13 protein-coding genes are annotated in these 15,193 nt (G+C 40.5%); 7 read left to right on the top strand and 6 right to left on the bottom strand.

Annotation, left to right across the window (positions count from 1 at the left end; genetic code table 11):
• Positions 1–41: 41 nt before the first annotated feature.
• Positions 42–578 (bottom strand): hypothetical protein, encoded by a 537-nt coding sequence (locus QZ574_RS15160; protein ID WP_297091025.1) that lies wholly within the window; start codon positions 576–578, stop codon positions 42–44.
• Between the two features lie 453 nt (positions 579–1,031).
• Between QZ574_RS15160 and QZ574_RS15155 the strand changes: the two genes are divergently transcribed.
• On the top strand, positions 1,032–1,415 hold the full coding sequence (locus QZ574_RS15155; protein ID WP_297091023.1) for a co-chaperone GroES family protein: 384 nt from the start codon (positions 1,032–1,034) through the stop codon (positions 1,413–1,415).
• Between the two features lie 55 nt (positions 1,416–1,470).
• Here QZ574_RS15155 and QZ574_RS15150 read toward each other — a convergent pair whose 3' ends face one another.
• The 3 genes from QZ574_RS15150 to QZ574_RS15140 all read right to left on the bottom strand — a co-directional run bounded on the left by QZ574_RS15150 (position 1,471) and on the right by QZ574_RS15140 (position 4,263).
• Positions 1,471–2,220: a patatin-like phospholipase family protein gene (locus QZ574_RS15150; protein WP_297091021.1), complete on the bottom strand. Its 750-nt coding sequence runs from the start codon at positions 2,218–2,220 to the stop codon at positions 1,471–1,473.
• Positions 2,221–2,302: 82 nt separating this feature from the next.
• Positions 2,303–3,769 carry an aminotransferase class V-fold PLP-dependent enzyme gene (locus tag QZ574_RS15145; protein WP_297091019.1) on the bottom strand — a complete coding sequence of 489 codons (1,467 nt, stop codon included), beginning with the start codon at positions 3,767–3,769 and terminating at the stop codon, positions 2,303–2,305.
• A gap of 125 nt (positions 3,770–3,894) precedes the next feature.
• Positions 3,895–4,263: a hypothetical protein gene (locus tag QZ574_RS15140; protein WP_297091017.1), complete on the bottom strand. Its 369-nt coding sequence runs from the start codon at positions 4,261–4,263 to the stop codon at positions 3,895–3,897.
• A 176-nt stretch (positions 4,264–4,439) separates the two neighbouring features.
• On the opposite strand from QZ574_RS15140, the gene htpG reads away from it, so the two are divergent.
• Positions 4,440–6,497 (top strand): molecular chaperone HtpG, encoded by a 2,058-nt coding sequence (gene htpG / locus QZ574_RS15135; protein WP_297091015.1) that lies wholly within the window; start codon positions 4,440–4,442, stop codon positions 6,495–6,497.
• Positions 6,498–6,748: 251 nt separating this feature from the next.
• On the opposite strand, the gene QZ574_RS15130 is transcribed toward htpG, so the two are convergent.
• Entirely contained in the window at positions 6,749–7,957 is a 1,209-nt protein-coding gene (locus QZ574_RS15130) for an NAD(P)-dependent oxidoreductase (protein ID WP_297091013.1), read from the bottom strand.
• A 282-nt stretch (positions 7,958–8,239) separates the two neighbouring features.
• Here QZ574_RS15130 and QZ574_RS15125 point away from each other — a divergent pair, with 282 nt between their 5' ends.
• Positions 8,240–10,600: an ammonia-forming cytochrome c nitrite reductase subunit c552 gene (locus QZ574_RS15125; protein WP_297091011.1), complete on the top strand. Its 2,361-nt coding sequence runs from the start codon at positions 8,240–8,242 to the stop codon at positions 10,598–10,600.
• A 75-nt stretch (positions 10,601–10,675) separates the two neighbouring features.
• Positions 10,676–11,185, top strand: a complete 510-nt coding sequence (locus QZ574_RS15120; RefSeq protein ID WP_297091009.1) for a DUF3124 domain-containing protein — start codon at positions 10,676–10,678, stop codon at positions 11,183–11,185.
• A 32-nt stretch (positions 11,186–11,217) separates the two neighbouring features.
• Here QZ574_RS15120 and QZ574_RS15115 read toward each other — a convergent pair whose 3' ends face one another.
• A complete protein-coding gene (locus QZ574_RS15115; RefSeq protein WP_297091006.1) occupies positions 11,218–12,204 on the bottom strand; it encodes an AraC family transcriptional regulator in 987 nt (328 codons plus the stop codon).
• 444 nt (positions 12,205–12,648) lie between these two features.
• Between QZ574_RS15115 and QZ574_RS15110 the strand changes: the two genes are divergently transcribed.
• The 3 genes from QZ574_RS15110 to QZ574_RS15100 all read left to right on the top strand — a co-directional run bounded on the left by QZ574_RS15110 (position 12,649) and on the right by QZ574_RS15100 (position 14,876).
• Positions 12,649–12,819: a hypothetical protein gene (locus QZ574_RS15110; RefSeq protein ID WP_297091004.1), complete on the top strand. Its 171-nt coding sequence runs from the start codon at positions 12,649–12,651 to the stop codon at positions 12,817–12,819.
• 402 nt (positions 12,820–13,221) lie between these two features.
• Positions 13,222–13,752 (top strand): transposase, encoded by a 531-nt coding sequence (locus QZ574_RS15105; RefSeq protein ID WP_297091002.1) that lies wholly within the window; start codon positions 13,222–13,224, stop codon positions 13,750–13,752.
• Between the two features lie 143 nt (positions 13,753–13,895).
• Positions 13,896–14,876 (top strand): hypothetical protein, encoded by a 981-nt coding sequence (locus tag QZ574_RS15100; protein WP_297091000.1) that lies wholly within the window; start codon positions 13,896–13,898, stop codon positions 14,874–14,876.
• The last annotated feature ends 317 nt before the right edge of the window (positions 14,877–15,193 follow it).

The raw sequence follows: 15,193 nt of genomic DNA, 5'->3' as shown, positions 1-15,193 counted from the left end.
AAAGAACAGCGGTTTTTTTTATTTCAATGAGTTATTCGTAATTACATTTCCCAGATTTCTGCGTTTGTCATCCAAGCTTCTACCTGAAGTTTTGTTTCGGTAGCTTCTTCAACTTCTACAGTTGTTACTCCAAAAAAATCGGTATTATACATCCAGTCTTCCACTTCAAGAGCATCCTCTGTTTCAACACTTAAGTAGGTAGCCATTGTGTTAAAACGGTTTTCATCGGTCATCCATGCTTCTACTTCAAGAGCACTTTCAGTAGCTGTTTCAATAGTAATTGTAGTAAAAAAGCTGTTTTCGTTGGTCATCCAGTTTTCTACGTCTAATGATTCTTCTGCCTCAACATTTGCATATTCTGCATAGGCACTCATTTCATTGGTGTAATAACCATCTGCTGATGGTGAGCCAGCTTCGCTTTGGTCAACCATTGCCATGGCTATTTGGCTAAAGCTGTTGTTTTCCAATACGGTTCTCCAAAAATCCTGAGCATTAACTGTAATGCTTATTAAAACCAAACTAATAATAACTGCTAATGATTTTGTGATTGCTTTCTGAACATTGTTTGTTGTTTTCATGACTTTTCCTCCTGCTTGTTTTTGTTTTCTTGTTTTCTTTTGTTTTGACTTTTTGTTTCTTGTTTTCCCGTTCTGTTTTCCTGTTTTCGATATTAAGACGCTTTAAATTTTAATTCGTTACAGTTTTTTTAGAACTTTTTTTAAAAATGTACTTTTCTTTAACTTGAACTTTGTATTGCAAATATAAGGTTAAAAAATGGTACTATGCAAAACAAAGTAGTATATTTTTTTAAAATATTAATTGAGAAATTTTGTAAGATATTGAAAAACAGGGTAAAGAGGGGTTTTTGTTGAAATGGAAATATTGAATAAAATAGATTTTAAGTCGAAAAAATGGTCTTGATTTATGATAATGGTTATTAAAAAAAGGGGAAAATATTTTTTTCATCGAGATTGTATTTTTAAAAATAATAGTGAAAATTTTATCTTTGCCGAACGAAAAATGAAAAGCTTATGTCGTTGGTAATTGAAGAAAAAGATCTGGAAAAGTTTATTATGGTTGGCGACCGGGTATTGGTAAAGCCAAAAAATCCGACGGGGAAAACCAAATCGGGTTTGTATTTACCTCCATCGGTGCAGGAAAACGAAAAAGTACAAAGTGGCTACATCGTAAAAGTAGGACCCGGTTATCCGATTCCGGCAGTTAGCGAGGATGATGAGGTTTGGAAAGAAAAAAAGGAAGAGGTAAAATATGTACCCTTGCAAACCCACATTGGCGATTTGGCTGTTTACTTAAATAAAAGCGGGCACGAAATTGAGTTTAACAACGAAAAATATATTATTTTGCCACACTCAGCCATTTTAATGATTATACGCGACGAGAATTTATTTGATTAAAAATATACGATTATCATTTGGAACTTTTAGCCGTTTCTATTTTAGGAATGGCTTTTTATTTTAACACCTTTAGCGTTGTTTTATATCCAAGATCGAAAAGTTCATCGGCATGTTTCCGTTGGAATACATCGTATTCGTCAATTCCACTTGGCTCAATATAAACATCTACCTGCTTTTTTAAATCCTCCAGTTTTTGGTTAACGCTCATGTACACAGTGCGGGTAGCAATCTGTATCATGTTTTTCATTTTTGCTTTGGCGTTAATCGGACTTATATTTGAAGCAATTACCTGCTCGCATTCTTTTTTTATGGGTTCCAGTGGAATATTATCCATCAAGCCACCATCAACATACAAATATTTGCCAAGCTGTACAGGAGCAAAAATTACCGGAATAGAGGCAGATGCCAAAACGGTATCGCCCAGCGGACCACTGTTTTTATATTCTACAGTACCTTTATTTAAATTCGACACACAAATATGAAGGGGGATGGCCAACTCTTCAATATTCATCACCTCAATTTCCTTCCCGATAATTTCTTTTATACCATCGAGTTTAAGCAGGCCATCAACCGGAAGATGTATTTTTGTGTATTGAAAAAACCAACCACGTTTAAAAATATCCCGAACCTCTTCGGGCGATTTTCCTGCCGCTATAAATGCACCAACAATGGCTCCGGCACTAACTCCCGAAATAACATCGGGCTGAATACCTAATTTATTTAAAGCCGCAATTACACCAAGATGGGCAAAGCCGCGTGTGCCACCACCACTTAAAACAAGGCCGGTATCATATTTTTTTGTCATAAAAACAAAAGTAAAAAAAGAAGATTGAGGATTGTTAAGGTGCCTAACAAAAGTTGTATTTATTTGTTTTGCCCGAATAAAATTAAAGCGTAAACCACTTTTGCATCAGGGTATCGTCGTTATTTTCGTCTTTGTGCCAAAATACATTGGTGCGATTCACATATACATAATCGTTTTTGTAGCTTTCAATATTGCCAACAATATCTTTTAAGGCCGTAATCATTGTGTCCACCTCAGCATCGGTCATTGTGGGATGTAACGACCAGCGCACCCAACCGGGTTTTTCCGAAAGGTCGCCATGGTTAATTTTATCGGTTATTTGCTGTGATTGTTCGTACGACACTTCAAGCAGGAAGTGGCCGTAGGTGCCGGCACAGGCGCATCCGCCCCTGGTTTGAATACCGTATTTGTCGTTTAACAGCCGAACCAACAAATTATAATGAATGCCTTCAACATAAAATGAAATTACTCCAAGTCGTTTTCGTACATTATCGGCCAAAATATTTAATCCCTGAATTTCGTCGAGGCCATTAAACGCACGTTCCAGCAATTCTTCTTCTCGTTTTCGAATATTTTCGATACCCATTTGATTTTTTAGATCGAAACACAGCGCAGTTCGTATTGATTGCAGAAATCCCGGTGTGCCACCATCTTCACGTGCCTCAATGTCGTCAACATATTTATACCTTCCCCAGGGGTTGGTCCAGTCAACCGTTCCGCCGCCCGGGTTATCAGGCACCTCGCTTTTATACATCGATGCATCAAAAACAATAACGCCGGAAGAACCGGGACCTCCCAGAAATTTATGTGGCGAAAACATAACCGCATCCAGTTTCTCCATCGGGTCTTCAGGGTGCATGTCAATTTCGTCGTAGGGTGCCGAGGCTGCAAAGTCGATAAAAACCACACCACCGTATTCGTGCATTATTTTTGCCAGTTCATTGTACGGAGTGCGCACACCTGTAACATTCGAGCAGGCGGTAAACGAGCCTATCTTAAAAGGGCGGTCTTTATATTTTTCCAGTGCCGTTCGCAAATTCTGAGGGTTAACCAAAAGGCCATCTCCGGGTTCAATAACCACTACGTCGGCACTGGTTTCGTACCACGAGGTTTGGTTCGAGTGGTGTTCCATGTGCGTAATAAATACAACAGGTCTTTCGCGTTCGGCAATACAACTTTTCCCGGCTACTTTTCCGCAGTATTTTAAACCCAGTATGCGCTGAAATTTGTTAATTACCGCGGTCATGCCAAAACCGGCAGTAATAATTTTGTCGTTTGGCCCAGCATTAACGTGGGCTTTTATTAGTTGGTGCGATTTGTGGTAAGCCTGGGTCATTCGCATACCGGTTTCGCTGGTTTCGGTATGGGTGTTGCCAACAAACGGGCCCAGCTCATCGGTAATTTTACATTCAATCGGACGATACAAACGGCCACTGGCAATCCAGTCGCCATAAATAATTTTTTTTGTACCGTATGGCGTTTCAAATTCCTGATCGATTCCTACAATGTTTTCCCTGAATTGGCCAAAATAATTTTCCAGACTGCCCATATATTACTTTTTAACTAAAGACACAAATAAAAGGGGTTTGGGTGAATTAAAGGAGGGTAAATATCATGAAAAAATAGTTTTATTAGTGATGTGAGTTACTTCAAAACTATTGTTTCCAGGTATTTTTACCTGATGCGGTAAAGTTCTCCTTCGTCGTAAGCAATGGTGAGAAATTGGGCATTTTTAAGCAGGTTTTTACGCAATAAACCTTCTGATTCCATTTCAAGCAATGTGTTTTTACAATATTCAACAACCAACTGCCAGGGTTTATCCTGCACCATTGCCGGAAGCAATAAATAGCGGTAATCCTGTTTCGGCATTTCCAAATGGGCCCAATTGTCGTTGGTTTCAGTAAATTCAAAACCACCTACCAGGTACATCACGTACCCTTCATCGCTTTGGTAAATTCCAAAATTAAAAACCACCACTTCTTTTGGCGGAATGCCATCGTTTTTTTCAATTTCGTTGAGCCAGCTCGTTAAGGTATCTCTCATTTTGGTTTTACTTTTTTACAAACATACAGCCAAAAACGGAATTCAAAACACAAATAATGACCATTTTTCATTTTAACTCACACAGTTTGCTGACATATCGTCATAAAATTGAAATGGCATAGGGTTTGATTTTCGGCCGGCATAAAAATCGAAAGTAAAACTTAAAATATAGACAAATGCAAACAGGAAAAATTGGAGTAACCAGCGAGAACCTTTTTCCAATTATTAAAAAGTTTCTCTATTCTGATCACGACATTTTTTTACGTGAAATTGTATCAAATGCGGTTGATGCAACCCAAAAACTAAGAACACTGGCATCGCGCGGCGAATACAAAGGCGAAGTTACCGATGCCAAGGTGGTAGTAAAATTAGATACCGAAGCAAAAACCATTACGGTTTCGGATAACGGAATTGGCATGACCGCCGAAGAGGTGGAGAAGTACATTAACCAAATTGCATTTTCGGGTGCCAACGAGTTTCTTGATAAATATAAAGACGATGCTAACGCCATAATTGGTCATTTCGGGCTGGGTTTTTACAGTTCGTTTATGGTATCGGAAAAAGTGGATGTTATCACAAAATCGTATAAAGAAGGAGCAAAAGCCGTTAAATGGAGTTGTAACGGAAGCCCGGAGTACGAATTGGAAGAAGTTGAAAAGGAAAACGTAGGTACCGATATTGTAATGCACATCAGCGAAGAAGAAAAAGGTTTTCTTGATGATGCAAAAGTGTCGGAAATTTTGGATAAATACTGTAAATTCTTACCGGTGCCGGTAATTTATGGCAAGAAAAAAGACTGGAAAGACGGACAACAGGTTGAGACCGACGAAGACAACCAGGTAAATGATGTAGCACCGGCATGGACCAAAACTCCTGCTGATTTAAAAGATGAGGATTACAAAGACTTTTACCGAAAGTTGTATCCGATGGGCGACGAGCCCTTGTTTAACATTCACCTGAATGTGGATTATCCGTTTAACCTTACCGGTATTTTGTACTTCCCAAAAATTAAAAACAACTTCGAAGTTCAGAAAAACAAAATTCAGTTGTATTGCAACCAGGTTTTTGTTACCGATTCGGTTGAAGGAATTGTGCCCGAGTTTTTGACTTTATTGCACGGGGTGATCGATTCGCCGGATATTCCGTTAAATGTTTCACGCTCGTACCTGCAAAGCGATTCGAATGTAAAGAAAATCAGCAGTCACATTAACAAAAAAGTAGCCGACCGTTTACACCAAATCTTTAAAGACAACCGCGAAGATTTTGAAAGCAAATGGGACGACCTGAAAATTTTTATCGAATACGGAATGCTGACCGAAGAGAAATTCAACGATCGTGCGATGAATTTCTTTATGCTAAAAAATACCGAAGGCAAATATTTTACCTGGGAAGAGTATGAAAAGCTGGTGAAAGAAAACCAGACGGATAAGGATAAAAATACCATTTACCTGTACACCACAAATGTTGAGGAGCAGTTTACTTTTGTTGAAGAAGCAAAAAACAAAGGCTACGATGTATTGGTACTTGATGATGTATTGGCACCTCACCTGATTAACAAATTTGAGCAAAAATATACCGACAAGCGCTTTGTTCGTGTTGACTCGGATGTGGTTGAAAACCTGATTAAAAAGGAAGACACCACAAAAGAAGAATGGACAATGGAGCAAAAACAAGAAGTATCTCCGGTATTTCAGGCTGTTTGCCCCGAAACAAAAGACTATCAGTTTATTGTTGATTTCCAGGATTTGGGAGAGGCTGCTTCGCCAATGGTAATTACCCGTAGCGAGTTTATGCGCCGAATGAAAGATATGGCGGCAACTCAGGGTGGTGGAATGAATTTTTATGGCGAAATGCCCGATTCGTTAAACCTGGTGGTAAATATTTCGCACCCTTTGGTTAAAAAAGTAATTGAGGCCAAAGACAAAAAACTGGGGAAAAAGCTGGAAGAAGTGAGCGGCTCGATTGCCGGTAAAAAAGAAGAAATTGCCACCCTGGAAAAAGCCAAAGAAGGTAAAAAAGACGAAGAAATTCCGAGCGCTGATAAAGAAAAGCTGGAAAGCCTGAATGGCGAACTGGCAAAACTTGAAGCATCAAAACGCGAAGAATTGACAGGTTTTGGCAAAGGCAATAAATTGGCCAAACAAATGGTTGACCTGGCTTTGCTGGCCAACGGCCTGCTTAAAGGTGCCGACCTTGATAAATTTGTAAAACGAAGCGTAGAGTTAATAAAATAAGCTCGCAATACGGGAAACTGTTGAGCGATAAAACATAGAGTGAGTGTTCCGCGTAACCCGCGGGGCATAGTGTAGGGAGAGTGAGTAAAACGTCGGTCCATGAATTTTGGATCGGCGTTTGTTTTTTTCGGTTCTCGCAGATTGCGCTGATAACGCGGAGGAGAAAACAGGAAAGTAAAAGCCCCGTTCTGTATTCTTATTAAATATACAGAACGAGGCTTTTTTTTTATATCAGCGCAATCTGCAAGAAGTTATTCCCCGTCGGCGAAATCCTGTAAATACGAGAACTTCTCAGTTAGTGCACCATTTTTTGTAATAGATGCACGGTGGATAATTTCGTCGGTATCTGCTCCGAATAAACTCGGAAAAACTTTATCAATCAGGTTGCGGCCAAAATCAAGTGAAGCGTCTTTTGGTAATTCACAAGGCAGGTTATCCACCGCCTGCACCGAAATATTTTCAGGTTTTGAAAAAGCTTCTTCCAGCTCGCCTGTTTCCGGATTGTAATCGTAAAACGGATCAGCAATGCTCGAGGCACGTTTTGTAGAAGGGATAGAGCCTTCAATATCGCAGGTGATATCTGAAATAACACTGATGCGAAAAGCCTCTTCCCGCATTTCGTCGGCGGTAAACAGCACCGGAGCCTTGGGGTCCCAGTATGCAGATGCAATTAACAGATCGCTGGCGCCGGCAAAAGGTTGAAAGCTGTTTTCGTACATGGTAGGGTTATTAAAAAAGTGCATCAGGTTGAACGTTTCACCATCGCTACGTTGTACATAGTTGCCGGGTAACAGTTGCACATAAATGGCTTGTTTGGGTTCCTGTTCGTTTAAAAAAGCCTCGGGCGAAACACGCATAATCTGCATGTGGTTTAAAATTTCCAACACGCCACCAGCCACACGGCCATCGCCGGTAACGGTAATTTTTATCGGAGGCAGGGTAACGGCATCCAGGTGTTCCAGCATCTCTTCCAGGTTGTAGCACTCGTGCGCCGGCTTCAGGTTAAATAACTTATATTTCAGTCCGTAGGCACGTAAGCCATTGTAGGCGCCTACCAGTCCGGCAAAACGCCCAAAACCAATTATTCTGAATCCTTCTTTGTCAGTCAGTACCTCGTAATCAACCAGCTGTATCTTTTTTTCTAATACAGTTTGCAAAAGCCTGCGGTTGTATTCCTGCTTTTTTATGGTGTGCGAGAAAAAGAGGTAAATCTTTCCCGGAATAAAATCCTCAATACGAACTTCTTTTACGCCCAGTAACACATCGCAATCCGAAAGGTCTTCCTGCAACGAAATACCTAATTTGGAATACGCTTCATCAGAATAGCTGCGAATAGAGCTGGGTTGAACAGCAATTGATACATGAGGAAAACTTTGCTGCACTTCAATACATTGTTCCGGGGTTAGCGGGACGCGTTTGTCGGGAGGTGTTTTCCCCTCTCTAAGTATTCCAACTTTCATAAATAAATTTTTTAGATACCTCAATTAAACTTCATCTTACTAACAGACCTTCACTGAAGCAGACGCTTATCGATTTGCTCTTCTTCAAAACTCAAACGTTTACGCCCTTTTGGATCCGCTGCAAAGTTAAACTATCTTCCGAATTTTCCGAATAGCAATTTTTCATCCTGTTTCGTGAGTCGTACCCTTTCAATGCCATTCTAAATAAGCTGTTACACGCGCATTTAGACTCATTCTTTCTCAAATAATCGCAATATTTGTAGCAACTTAAAAGAACAAACCATGATTCGGAAATTTATAAAACCGGCCTTGTTTGCAATAGCGGTAATATCGATTTTCTCGTGCAAAACAAGAACAAAAACAAACGGAGAAAATGATTATGCCGGCTCGGAAAGTTGTCGCGAATGTCACGAAAATTTTTACCAGCTCTGGGAACCATCCTATCATGGTCAGGCAATGATGCCAATTAACGCTGCTTTTATTGCCAAACACCAATTACCCAACAGTAAGCCAATTGATGTGGAAGGACACCTTTTTACTGTTGAATTTTTAGATTCAACAATGGTTATGTACGAACGCAATGGCGACCGCTTAATTGAAACTTACGACGTTCTATGGGCCATGGGGGGGCATAATGTTTATTGTTTTCTTACCCCTTTTGAAAAGGGAAAGCTCCAGAATATTCCGTTGGCCTACGATGCCAACCGCAAGGAATGGTTTAACTACCCTGAAGCCGGTATCCGGCATTTTGGCGATGAATACCCTGATGATGAAGCACTACCGTGGAAGGATGCCATGTTTGCTTTTAATACCGGTTGTTACAGCTGCCACATTAGCCAGTTGAGTACCAATTTTGATTTGGCAAGCGAAACCTATCATACTACCTGGCGCGAGGCCGGTATTAACTGCGAAACCTGCCATGGGCCGGGCGGAGACCATGTGCGCATTTTTAAAGACCTGAAAGAAGGCGAGGAGGCCAAAGAACTGGGCTTGATTAGTACCTCGGTATTTACCCAGGAGCAACACAACGATGCCTGCGCCCCTTGCCATGCAAAAATGACACCCATTACACCCAGCTACATGCCCGGCGATAAATATTTTGATAATTACAACATAACCACACTTGAAGACCGCGACTTTTATGCCGACGGTAGATCGTTGGGAGAAAATTATACCATGACCGAATGGATGATGAACCCCTGCGTGGACGAAAGTCAGCTGCACTGTGTTACTTGTCATACATCAAGCGGACGCGACCGTAATAAGGATAATCCTGATCAATCGTGCCTGCAGTGCCACAATAACCGCAACGAAGACCTGGAAACCCATACCGGTCATCCGGCCGAGGCAGGATTAACTTGCCTGAGTTGCCATATGCCCAAGCGAGAGTTTGTGGGCCGTTTTCTGCGTAGCGACCACTCGTTTAGGCCACCTATGCCCGAGGCTACCATCAAATTTGGTTCGCCAAATGCCTGCAACCAGTGCCACTCTGATAAATCGCCGCAATGGGCCAACGAAATTGTAAAAGCACGCCCCAACGGCAATTACCAGGATGAAACCCTGAAATGGGCCCAGCTGATTAAAGAAGCCCGCGACAACGACTGGAAAAATGTGGACAAAATGTTTGCTTACATTCGAAATCCGAAAACGGATTATGTAGTGGCCAATTCTTTAATCCGCCTGTTGGGTAACTACCCCGATGCATCAAAAGCCGGTGTATTAATTGAAGCTTTAAATAACCAATCGGAACTGATACGTTCATCGGCAGCTTATGGGCTGAGTGGTATTTTTACCGACGATGCAAAAAATGCCTTGCTGCAAGCCTGTCAGGATGAAATCAGGCTGGTGCGTATCCAGGCTGCCAATGCTATACTAATGTTTCCGGAAGATACTTTTACTGCCGAACAAAAAACGATTATTGATAAAGCTGAGCAGGAATATGTGGCCTCGATGACCGCCCGTACCGATAACTGGAGTAACCATTACAACCTGGGCTTGTATCACCAAAACAAAGGCGATGCACAGGCCGCACTAAACTCGTACGAAACAGCAGCACGTTTGTACCCCGAGTCGTTAATGCCGCTTATTAACAGCAGTGTGCTTTATTCGTATGTAGGGAACAACCAAAAAGCCGAGGAAAATCTGAAAAGGGTTCTGGAATACGATGCAGACAACGAAGCTGCCAACCTGAACCTTGGCTTGCTATTAGCCGAGCAGGGCCGTTTAGATGAAGCCGAAAAAGCTTTATCTGCTGCTGTAAATGCCAACCCCGGGAATCAACCCGTAGCAGCTAAAAACCTGAGTGTAATTGTGGCGCAACGTGGCGATTTGGCAGCGGCAGTAAAATATGCTTCACTGGCGTACAAGGCTCGTCCCAACGACCCGGATTATGCCTACACGCTGGCTTATTACCAATCGCAGAACGGCCAAACCAGCGCCGCCAAAAAAACATTACAGCAAATTATTAAAAGCAATCCGGGCTATTTAACAGCAACCAGCTTTTTAGCCGACATTTACCTGCGCGAGGGCAACAAAAATATGGCCTTAAAATTATATAAAGATGCGCTGAAAGTGGAAGGTATTTCGGCCCAGGACCGTGCCGCACTGCAGCAATCGATTACCATGTTGCAGCAAAGTATGTAGAAATCCGGGGTTATACGAAACACTCATTTTTTTCCGTTCCGGTTTTTATTACATTTGAGCATAAAAGTTAAAACAATGAAGTATTTGTTCGGTGTATTACTGCTGGCAAGCATGCTGTTTTCCTGTAAGCAGGAAGCTAAGGTTGTACCAAATAAAGTTCAAAACTGGGAGAAAAGAGAAGTAGCAAAGCCGGTTCCCGACACGCTTGAAATGGGAACGAGCTACTTGTCGGTTTATCCACAAATTTATACCAAGTCGGAGGAACGCCTGGTAAATTTAACCACTACGGTAAGTATGCGTAATCCGAATGTAAGGGCTACGCTTTATATCGATAAAATTGATTACTACAATACCAAAGGCGATTGTATTCGTAAGTATATCAGCCACCCGGTTTTTATCCGGCCTATGGAAACGGTTGAAATCATTATCGACCATGCCGATAATGAGGGGGGAACAGGGGCCAATCTGATTTTTCAATGGTATAAAGAAACCTCAGCCAGCGATCCTGTTTTCGAGGCGGTAATGATTTCTACCTACGGACAAATGGGCTTGTCGTTTGTAACACAGGACAAGCGAATAAAATAAATCAGACTTCCTGATTTTATGCCGCATTTGTTTTACACCGGCATCACATCTTTAGGGTTAATACCTTTTACCTTTTTAAACATCGACGAGAACTTCGATAGGTTTTGGTAGCCCAAATCGTAGCCAACTTCCATAACCGAGAAGTTCCCTGATTTTAACCTGCGATAAGCTTCGTCCATTCGGGCATGGGTGTAAAATTGGTACACCGAGGTATTAAATAGTGTTTTAAAATCGCGTTTAAGTTTCGATACGCTAATGCCAAACTCATCGGCCAGTCCCTCAACACTAATGCGCTGGTCGAAGCTCGATAAAAGCTGATCTTTTATCTTTAACAAACGCTGGTAATCATCAATATGCAGGCCGTGCAGCTCGTCTTTGTCAACCAGTTTGCGCACCGATCGCATTAACACGGTAAATATTTCGAGGCCGGTTGCCATAACCAGCGGAATGCGTCCGAATTCGCTTTTTTTGTAATAAAATATATCGTCGATCATCGATCGTAACTCCTCGGGTAAATGCGTATGGTAAGCAATAGGAGCGTCAGTATCGAAAAGTGTCTCAAGTGTTTCGCAAGCTTCTGGAATTAGTTTGCTTAAGGCTTCTTTAGTTACTTTAAAACCCAATGATTTTAGCGGTGTGTTGGCCGGAAATTGGGCCCGCATCGGAAATAATCCGTTATTAATAAAAACGCCTGTTGAGGTTCCTGCTTCCATTAGCTGTTCCTGATTTTCAAAACGCTGATCGATTTGTCCTTCTTTTAACAGGTAGAAATGAAAATAATCAGGATTGTCATCGGCTTCCCTGATCATTTCAACAGCTTGATAGTGTTTGGCCGAATTCAATAAAATATCAAATCCGGGAATGATCGGAAAGTTATAAAACCGAATATCGGTCCTTCCTTGAATCAGCTCGTAATAATTATCGGAGTATTCGCCGCCAAGAGCTTGTTTTAACGATTCAAAATAATTGATCGTTCTTCCTTCTTTTAAGCGTAAAACTACTTTTTCCTGATTATTCATGTTTATAATAATTTAGCCTACTAAAAATAGTGTAAATGATTTATGTTCACAACCATCTCCGGGCTATTGCGTGCAAAAAAGTCGAAGATTTGACTTACAGATGTATCGGATTTTTAGACTACCCTTTGAACTTTATGGGCTAAATGAGCAGGCGGTAGCAAACTGCTTTTGTAGCAGTAATAACACTAAAAATTAAAATCCATCTGCCCCTCGTTTCCGAACGACGGGTTCGCAGCATAAGCATTTTTAATGCTTTTATTAAAGTCGTTGCAAACGACAATACGTTCATCCCTCGTTGCAAACGAGGGATAGAGGAAGCACTTTTTAGGTATTGAACTTTTTGGGATTTCACCTGGCCGTACAGGAGCAAAATACCGGGACAAAAGCCTGCATCTTTGTATCGAACATTAAAACAAACAGTAATAACAATTAAAAATTAGAACGATGAAAAATTTAAAAAGATTAGCAGTAGCATTTGTATTAGTAGCAGGTATTGGAGTAACAATGGCATCATGTTCGGACGACGCATATTACGAAGATCCGGAAAAGGAAATTCCGATGCTGCCCGAAACGGATTATCCGACCAAACCCGGTCCTGAAGCCTACAGCTATTAAAAGGTAATTAAAGCATTTGAATTTAGATTGAACAATTGATTGATGAAAAGCCCGGTATTTAATGCCGGGCTTTTTGTATGTTGGTATGCCGGGCCTGGAAAAGGTGGAATAAAAAGGTGGATTGGTTTTATATTTTGCACCGAGGCTTCAGCCCGGTGTTTAAATTGTAATGTATTAAAAGGGCTTTAGCCTTTAATGCTAATTCCCCATCTGCCCCTCGTTTCCGAACGAGGGGTTCGCAGCATAAGCATTTTTAATGCTTTTGTTAAAGTCGTTGCAAACGACAATACGTTCATCCCTGCTGGCGCGGATTTGCAATCCGTGCCCTGGTCGATAAGACCAGAAATAAATGATTAAGAATATAACCCTATAGCAACTAATCGTGAATAAAACAAGCATAACATGAGCAGGAAATACAAGTTTCATAATCCGGATGGTGTTTATTTTGTTTCGTTCGCAACAATGGGCTGGGTTGATGTTTTTACACGAAACGAATACAAGAATCTGCTTGTAGAGAATTTAAAATATTGTCAGCAGCACAAAGGATTGGAGTTATTTGCCTGGTGCATAATGACGAATCATTTGCATTTGGTAGTTCGGGCAAAAGAAGGTGCCGACTTGCCCGGAATTTTACGTGATTATAAGAAACATACCAGTAAAACGATAAGAACGGTTATAGCCGGGAATATTAGGGAAAGTAGTAAAGAATGCTTGTTAAAACAGTTCGAAACACCAGAAGGTTTTCGTTTCTGGAGAACAGATAACCAACCGATAGAATTATGGAGCAATGACGTGATTGACCAAAAGATTGACTACATCCACCAAAACCCGGTAGAAGAAGGTTTGGTTTTTAAAGCCGAGGACTATGTTTATAGCAGTGCTGTTGATTACACCGGAGAAAACGGTTTACTGGATGTAATTGTAATAAAATAGTATTGCTTTCAGCAATGGCACGGATTACAAATCCGCACCAGCGTGGGGAACAATAATGATGATGTACAGCAGTTACAGCCAAGTTTAAAAAATACAAAACGATGATATTTTAAAAATTAATGTTTTAACCAAAAAAAACCAAAATGAAAAAAATTATTTTCCTACTAATTGTGACCATCTCACTTACGGGATGTTTTTGGAATGACGATGAAGACGTTATTGAAAAATCTGCAATTATAACTCAAACTCCAACCAGTTTGGGTGCTCTTAATACAAAATATGATGATTACAATTCAAATTGGGAACCAGATGGAGAACGAGGTGGCTGGATTATTTTTTCATCAAACAGAAATAGCCAAGGCGAAAATTTTGACTTGGTTTATGCAAATTTGTACTATATCGAAGACTCAACAAGCGGTAATCTCACTTGCGAGGTACTGAATTTTGACCTTCCTTATGATTTTGAAGTCGCCATTCGTAACATCAATTCCGACAAAAATGAATTTGGTCCATATTTTACCGCCACTGGAGGGAATTTAATCTTAATGTATTCTACAGAAAATTCCTCTGGTTATGACATCCAATTCATGGATATGACAGGTTGGTATTATGAGCAATGGGAAAATTATGATTCAATACCAAAATCAATCCCTAAAATCAATGAATATGCCGATGACCTTTATCCAACTTTAACGGCAGATAAAAAGAATTTAATTTTTTGCAATAATAAGAATGACGGAGTATTCAATATATTTAATGCTTCCTTCAATTCTGAGATTACAAGTGAAGCATTAGTCAGTGGAGATATAAATTCAATAACTAAAATAGAAACTTTATCAGGTACTGGTGACGATAAATGTCCGTTTATTGGCGAAGATAATATGATGGTATTTGCATCAAACAGAGAAGGAGGTTATGGAGGTTATGATTTATGGTATTCATTTTATATAAATGGAGTATGGACAGAACCTGAAAATTTCGGGAGTGAAATTAATTCAAGTAAAGATGAATTTCGACCAATAACGTTCGATGTATTAGGACATAACTTAATGATTTTCTCATCAAACAGGTCAGGTGGAAAAGGTGGTTTCGACTTATATGCAGTTGAGTATGAGACATACTAAAACTCAAAATAAAATAAAAATCAGGCGTTAACAAAGTACATATTGCAGGGCGGGGTTTGGTGGTGTGCCAACTGCCCTCCTGCTGGCGCGGATTTGCAATCCGTGCCCTGGTCGATAAGACCAGAAATAAATGATTAAGAATATAACCCTATGGCAACTAATCGAGAATAAAACAAGCATAACATGAGCAGGAAATACAAGTTTCATCATCCGGATGGTGTTTGTTTTGTTTCGTTCGCCACAATGGGCTGGGTTGATGTTTTTACACGAAACGAATACAAGAATCTGCTTGTAGAGAATTTAAAATATTGTCAGCA

This window comes from uncultured Draconibacterium sp., assembly GCF_913063105.1.
Classification (GTDB): Bacteria; Bacteroidota; Bacteroidia; order Bacteroidales; family Prolixibacteraceae; genus Draconibacterium.
Note: the sequence above shows the minus strand (reverse complement) of the source record. Positions and strands in the feature narration are given on the sequence as shown.

What these genes read in the sequence shown, in the direction of transcription:
- QZ574_RS15160 (WP_297091025.1), bottom strand. Translation starts at nt 578, where the DNA reads ATGAAAACAACAAACAATGTTCAGAAAGCAATCACAAAATCATTAGCA.
- QZ574_RS15155 (WP_297091023.1), top strand. Translation starts at nt 1,032, where the DNA reads ATGTCGTTGGTAATTGAAGAAAAAGATCTGGAAAAGTTTATTATGGTT.
- QZ574_RS15150 (WP_297091021.1), bottom strand. Translation starts at nt 2,220, where the DNA reads ATGACAAAAAAATATGATACCGGCCTTGTTTTAAGTGGTGGTGGCACA.
- QZ574_RS15130 (WP_297091013.1), bottom strand. Translation starts at nt 7,957, where the DNA reads ATGAAAGTTGGAATACTTAGAGAGGGGAAAACACCTCCCGACAAACGC.
- QZ574_RS15140 (WP_297091017.1), bottom strand. Translation starts at nt 4,263, where the DNA reads ATGAGAGATACCTTAACGAGCTGGCTCAACGAAATTGAAAAAAACGAT.
- QZ574_RS15115 (WP_297091006.1), bottom strand. Translation starts at nt 12,204, where the DNA reads ATGAATAATCAGGAAAAAGTAGTTTTACGCTTAAAAGAAGGAAGAACG.
- QZ574_RS15100 (WP_297091000.1), top strand. Translation starts at nt 13,896, where the DNA reads ATGAAAAAAATTATTTTCCTACTAATTGTGACCATCTCACTTACGGGA.
- QZ574_RS15145 (WP_297091019.1), bottom strand. Translation starts at nt 3,769, where the DNA reads ATGGGCAGTCTGGAAAATTATTTTGGCCAATTCAGGGAAAACATTGTA.
- QZ574_RS15120 (WP_297091009.1), top strand. Translation starts at nt 10,676, where the DNA reads ATGAAGTATTTGTTCGGTGTATTACTGCTGGCAAGCATGCTGTTTTCC.
- htpG (WP_297091015.1), top strand. Translation starts at nt 4,440, where the DNA reads ATGCAAACAGGAAAAATTGGAGTAACCAGCGAGAACCTTTTTCCAATT.
- QZ574_RS15110 (WP_297091004.1), top strand. Translation starts at nt 12,649, where the DNA reads ATGAAAAATTTAAAAAGATTAGCAGTAGCATTTGTATTAGTAGCAGGT.
- QZ574_RS15125 (WP_297091011.1), top strand. Translation starts at nt 8,240, where the DNA reads ATGATTCGGAAATTTATAAAACCGGCCTTGTTTGCAATAGCGGTAATA.
- QZ574_RS15105 (WP_297091002.1), top strand. Translation starts at nt 13,222, where the DNA reads ATGAGCAGGAAATACAAGTTTCATAATCCGGATGGTGTTTATTTTGTT.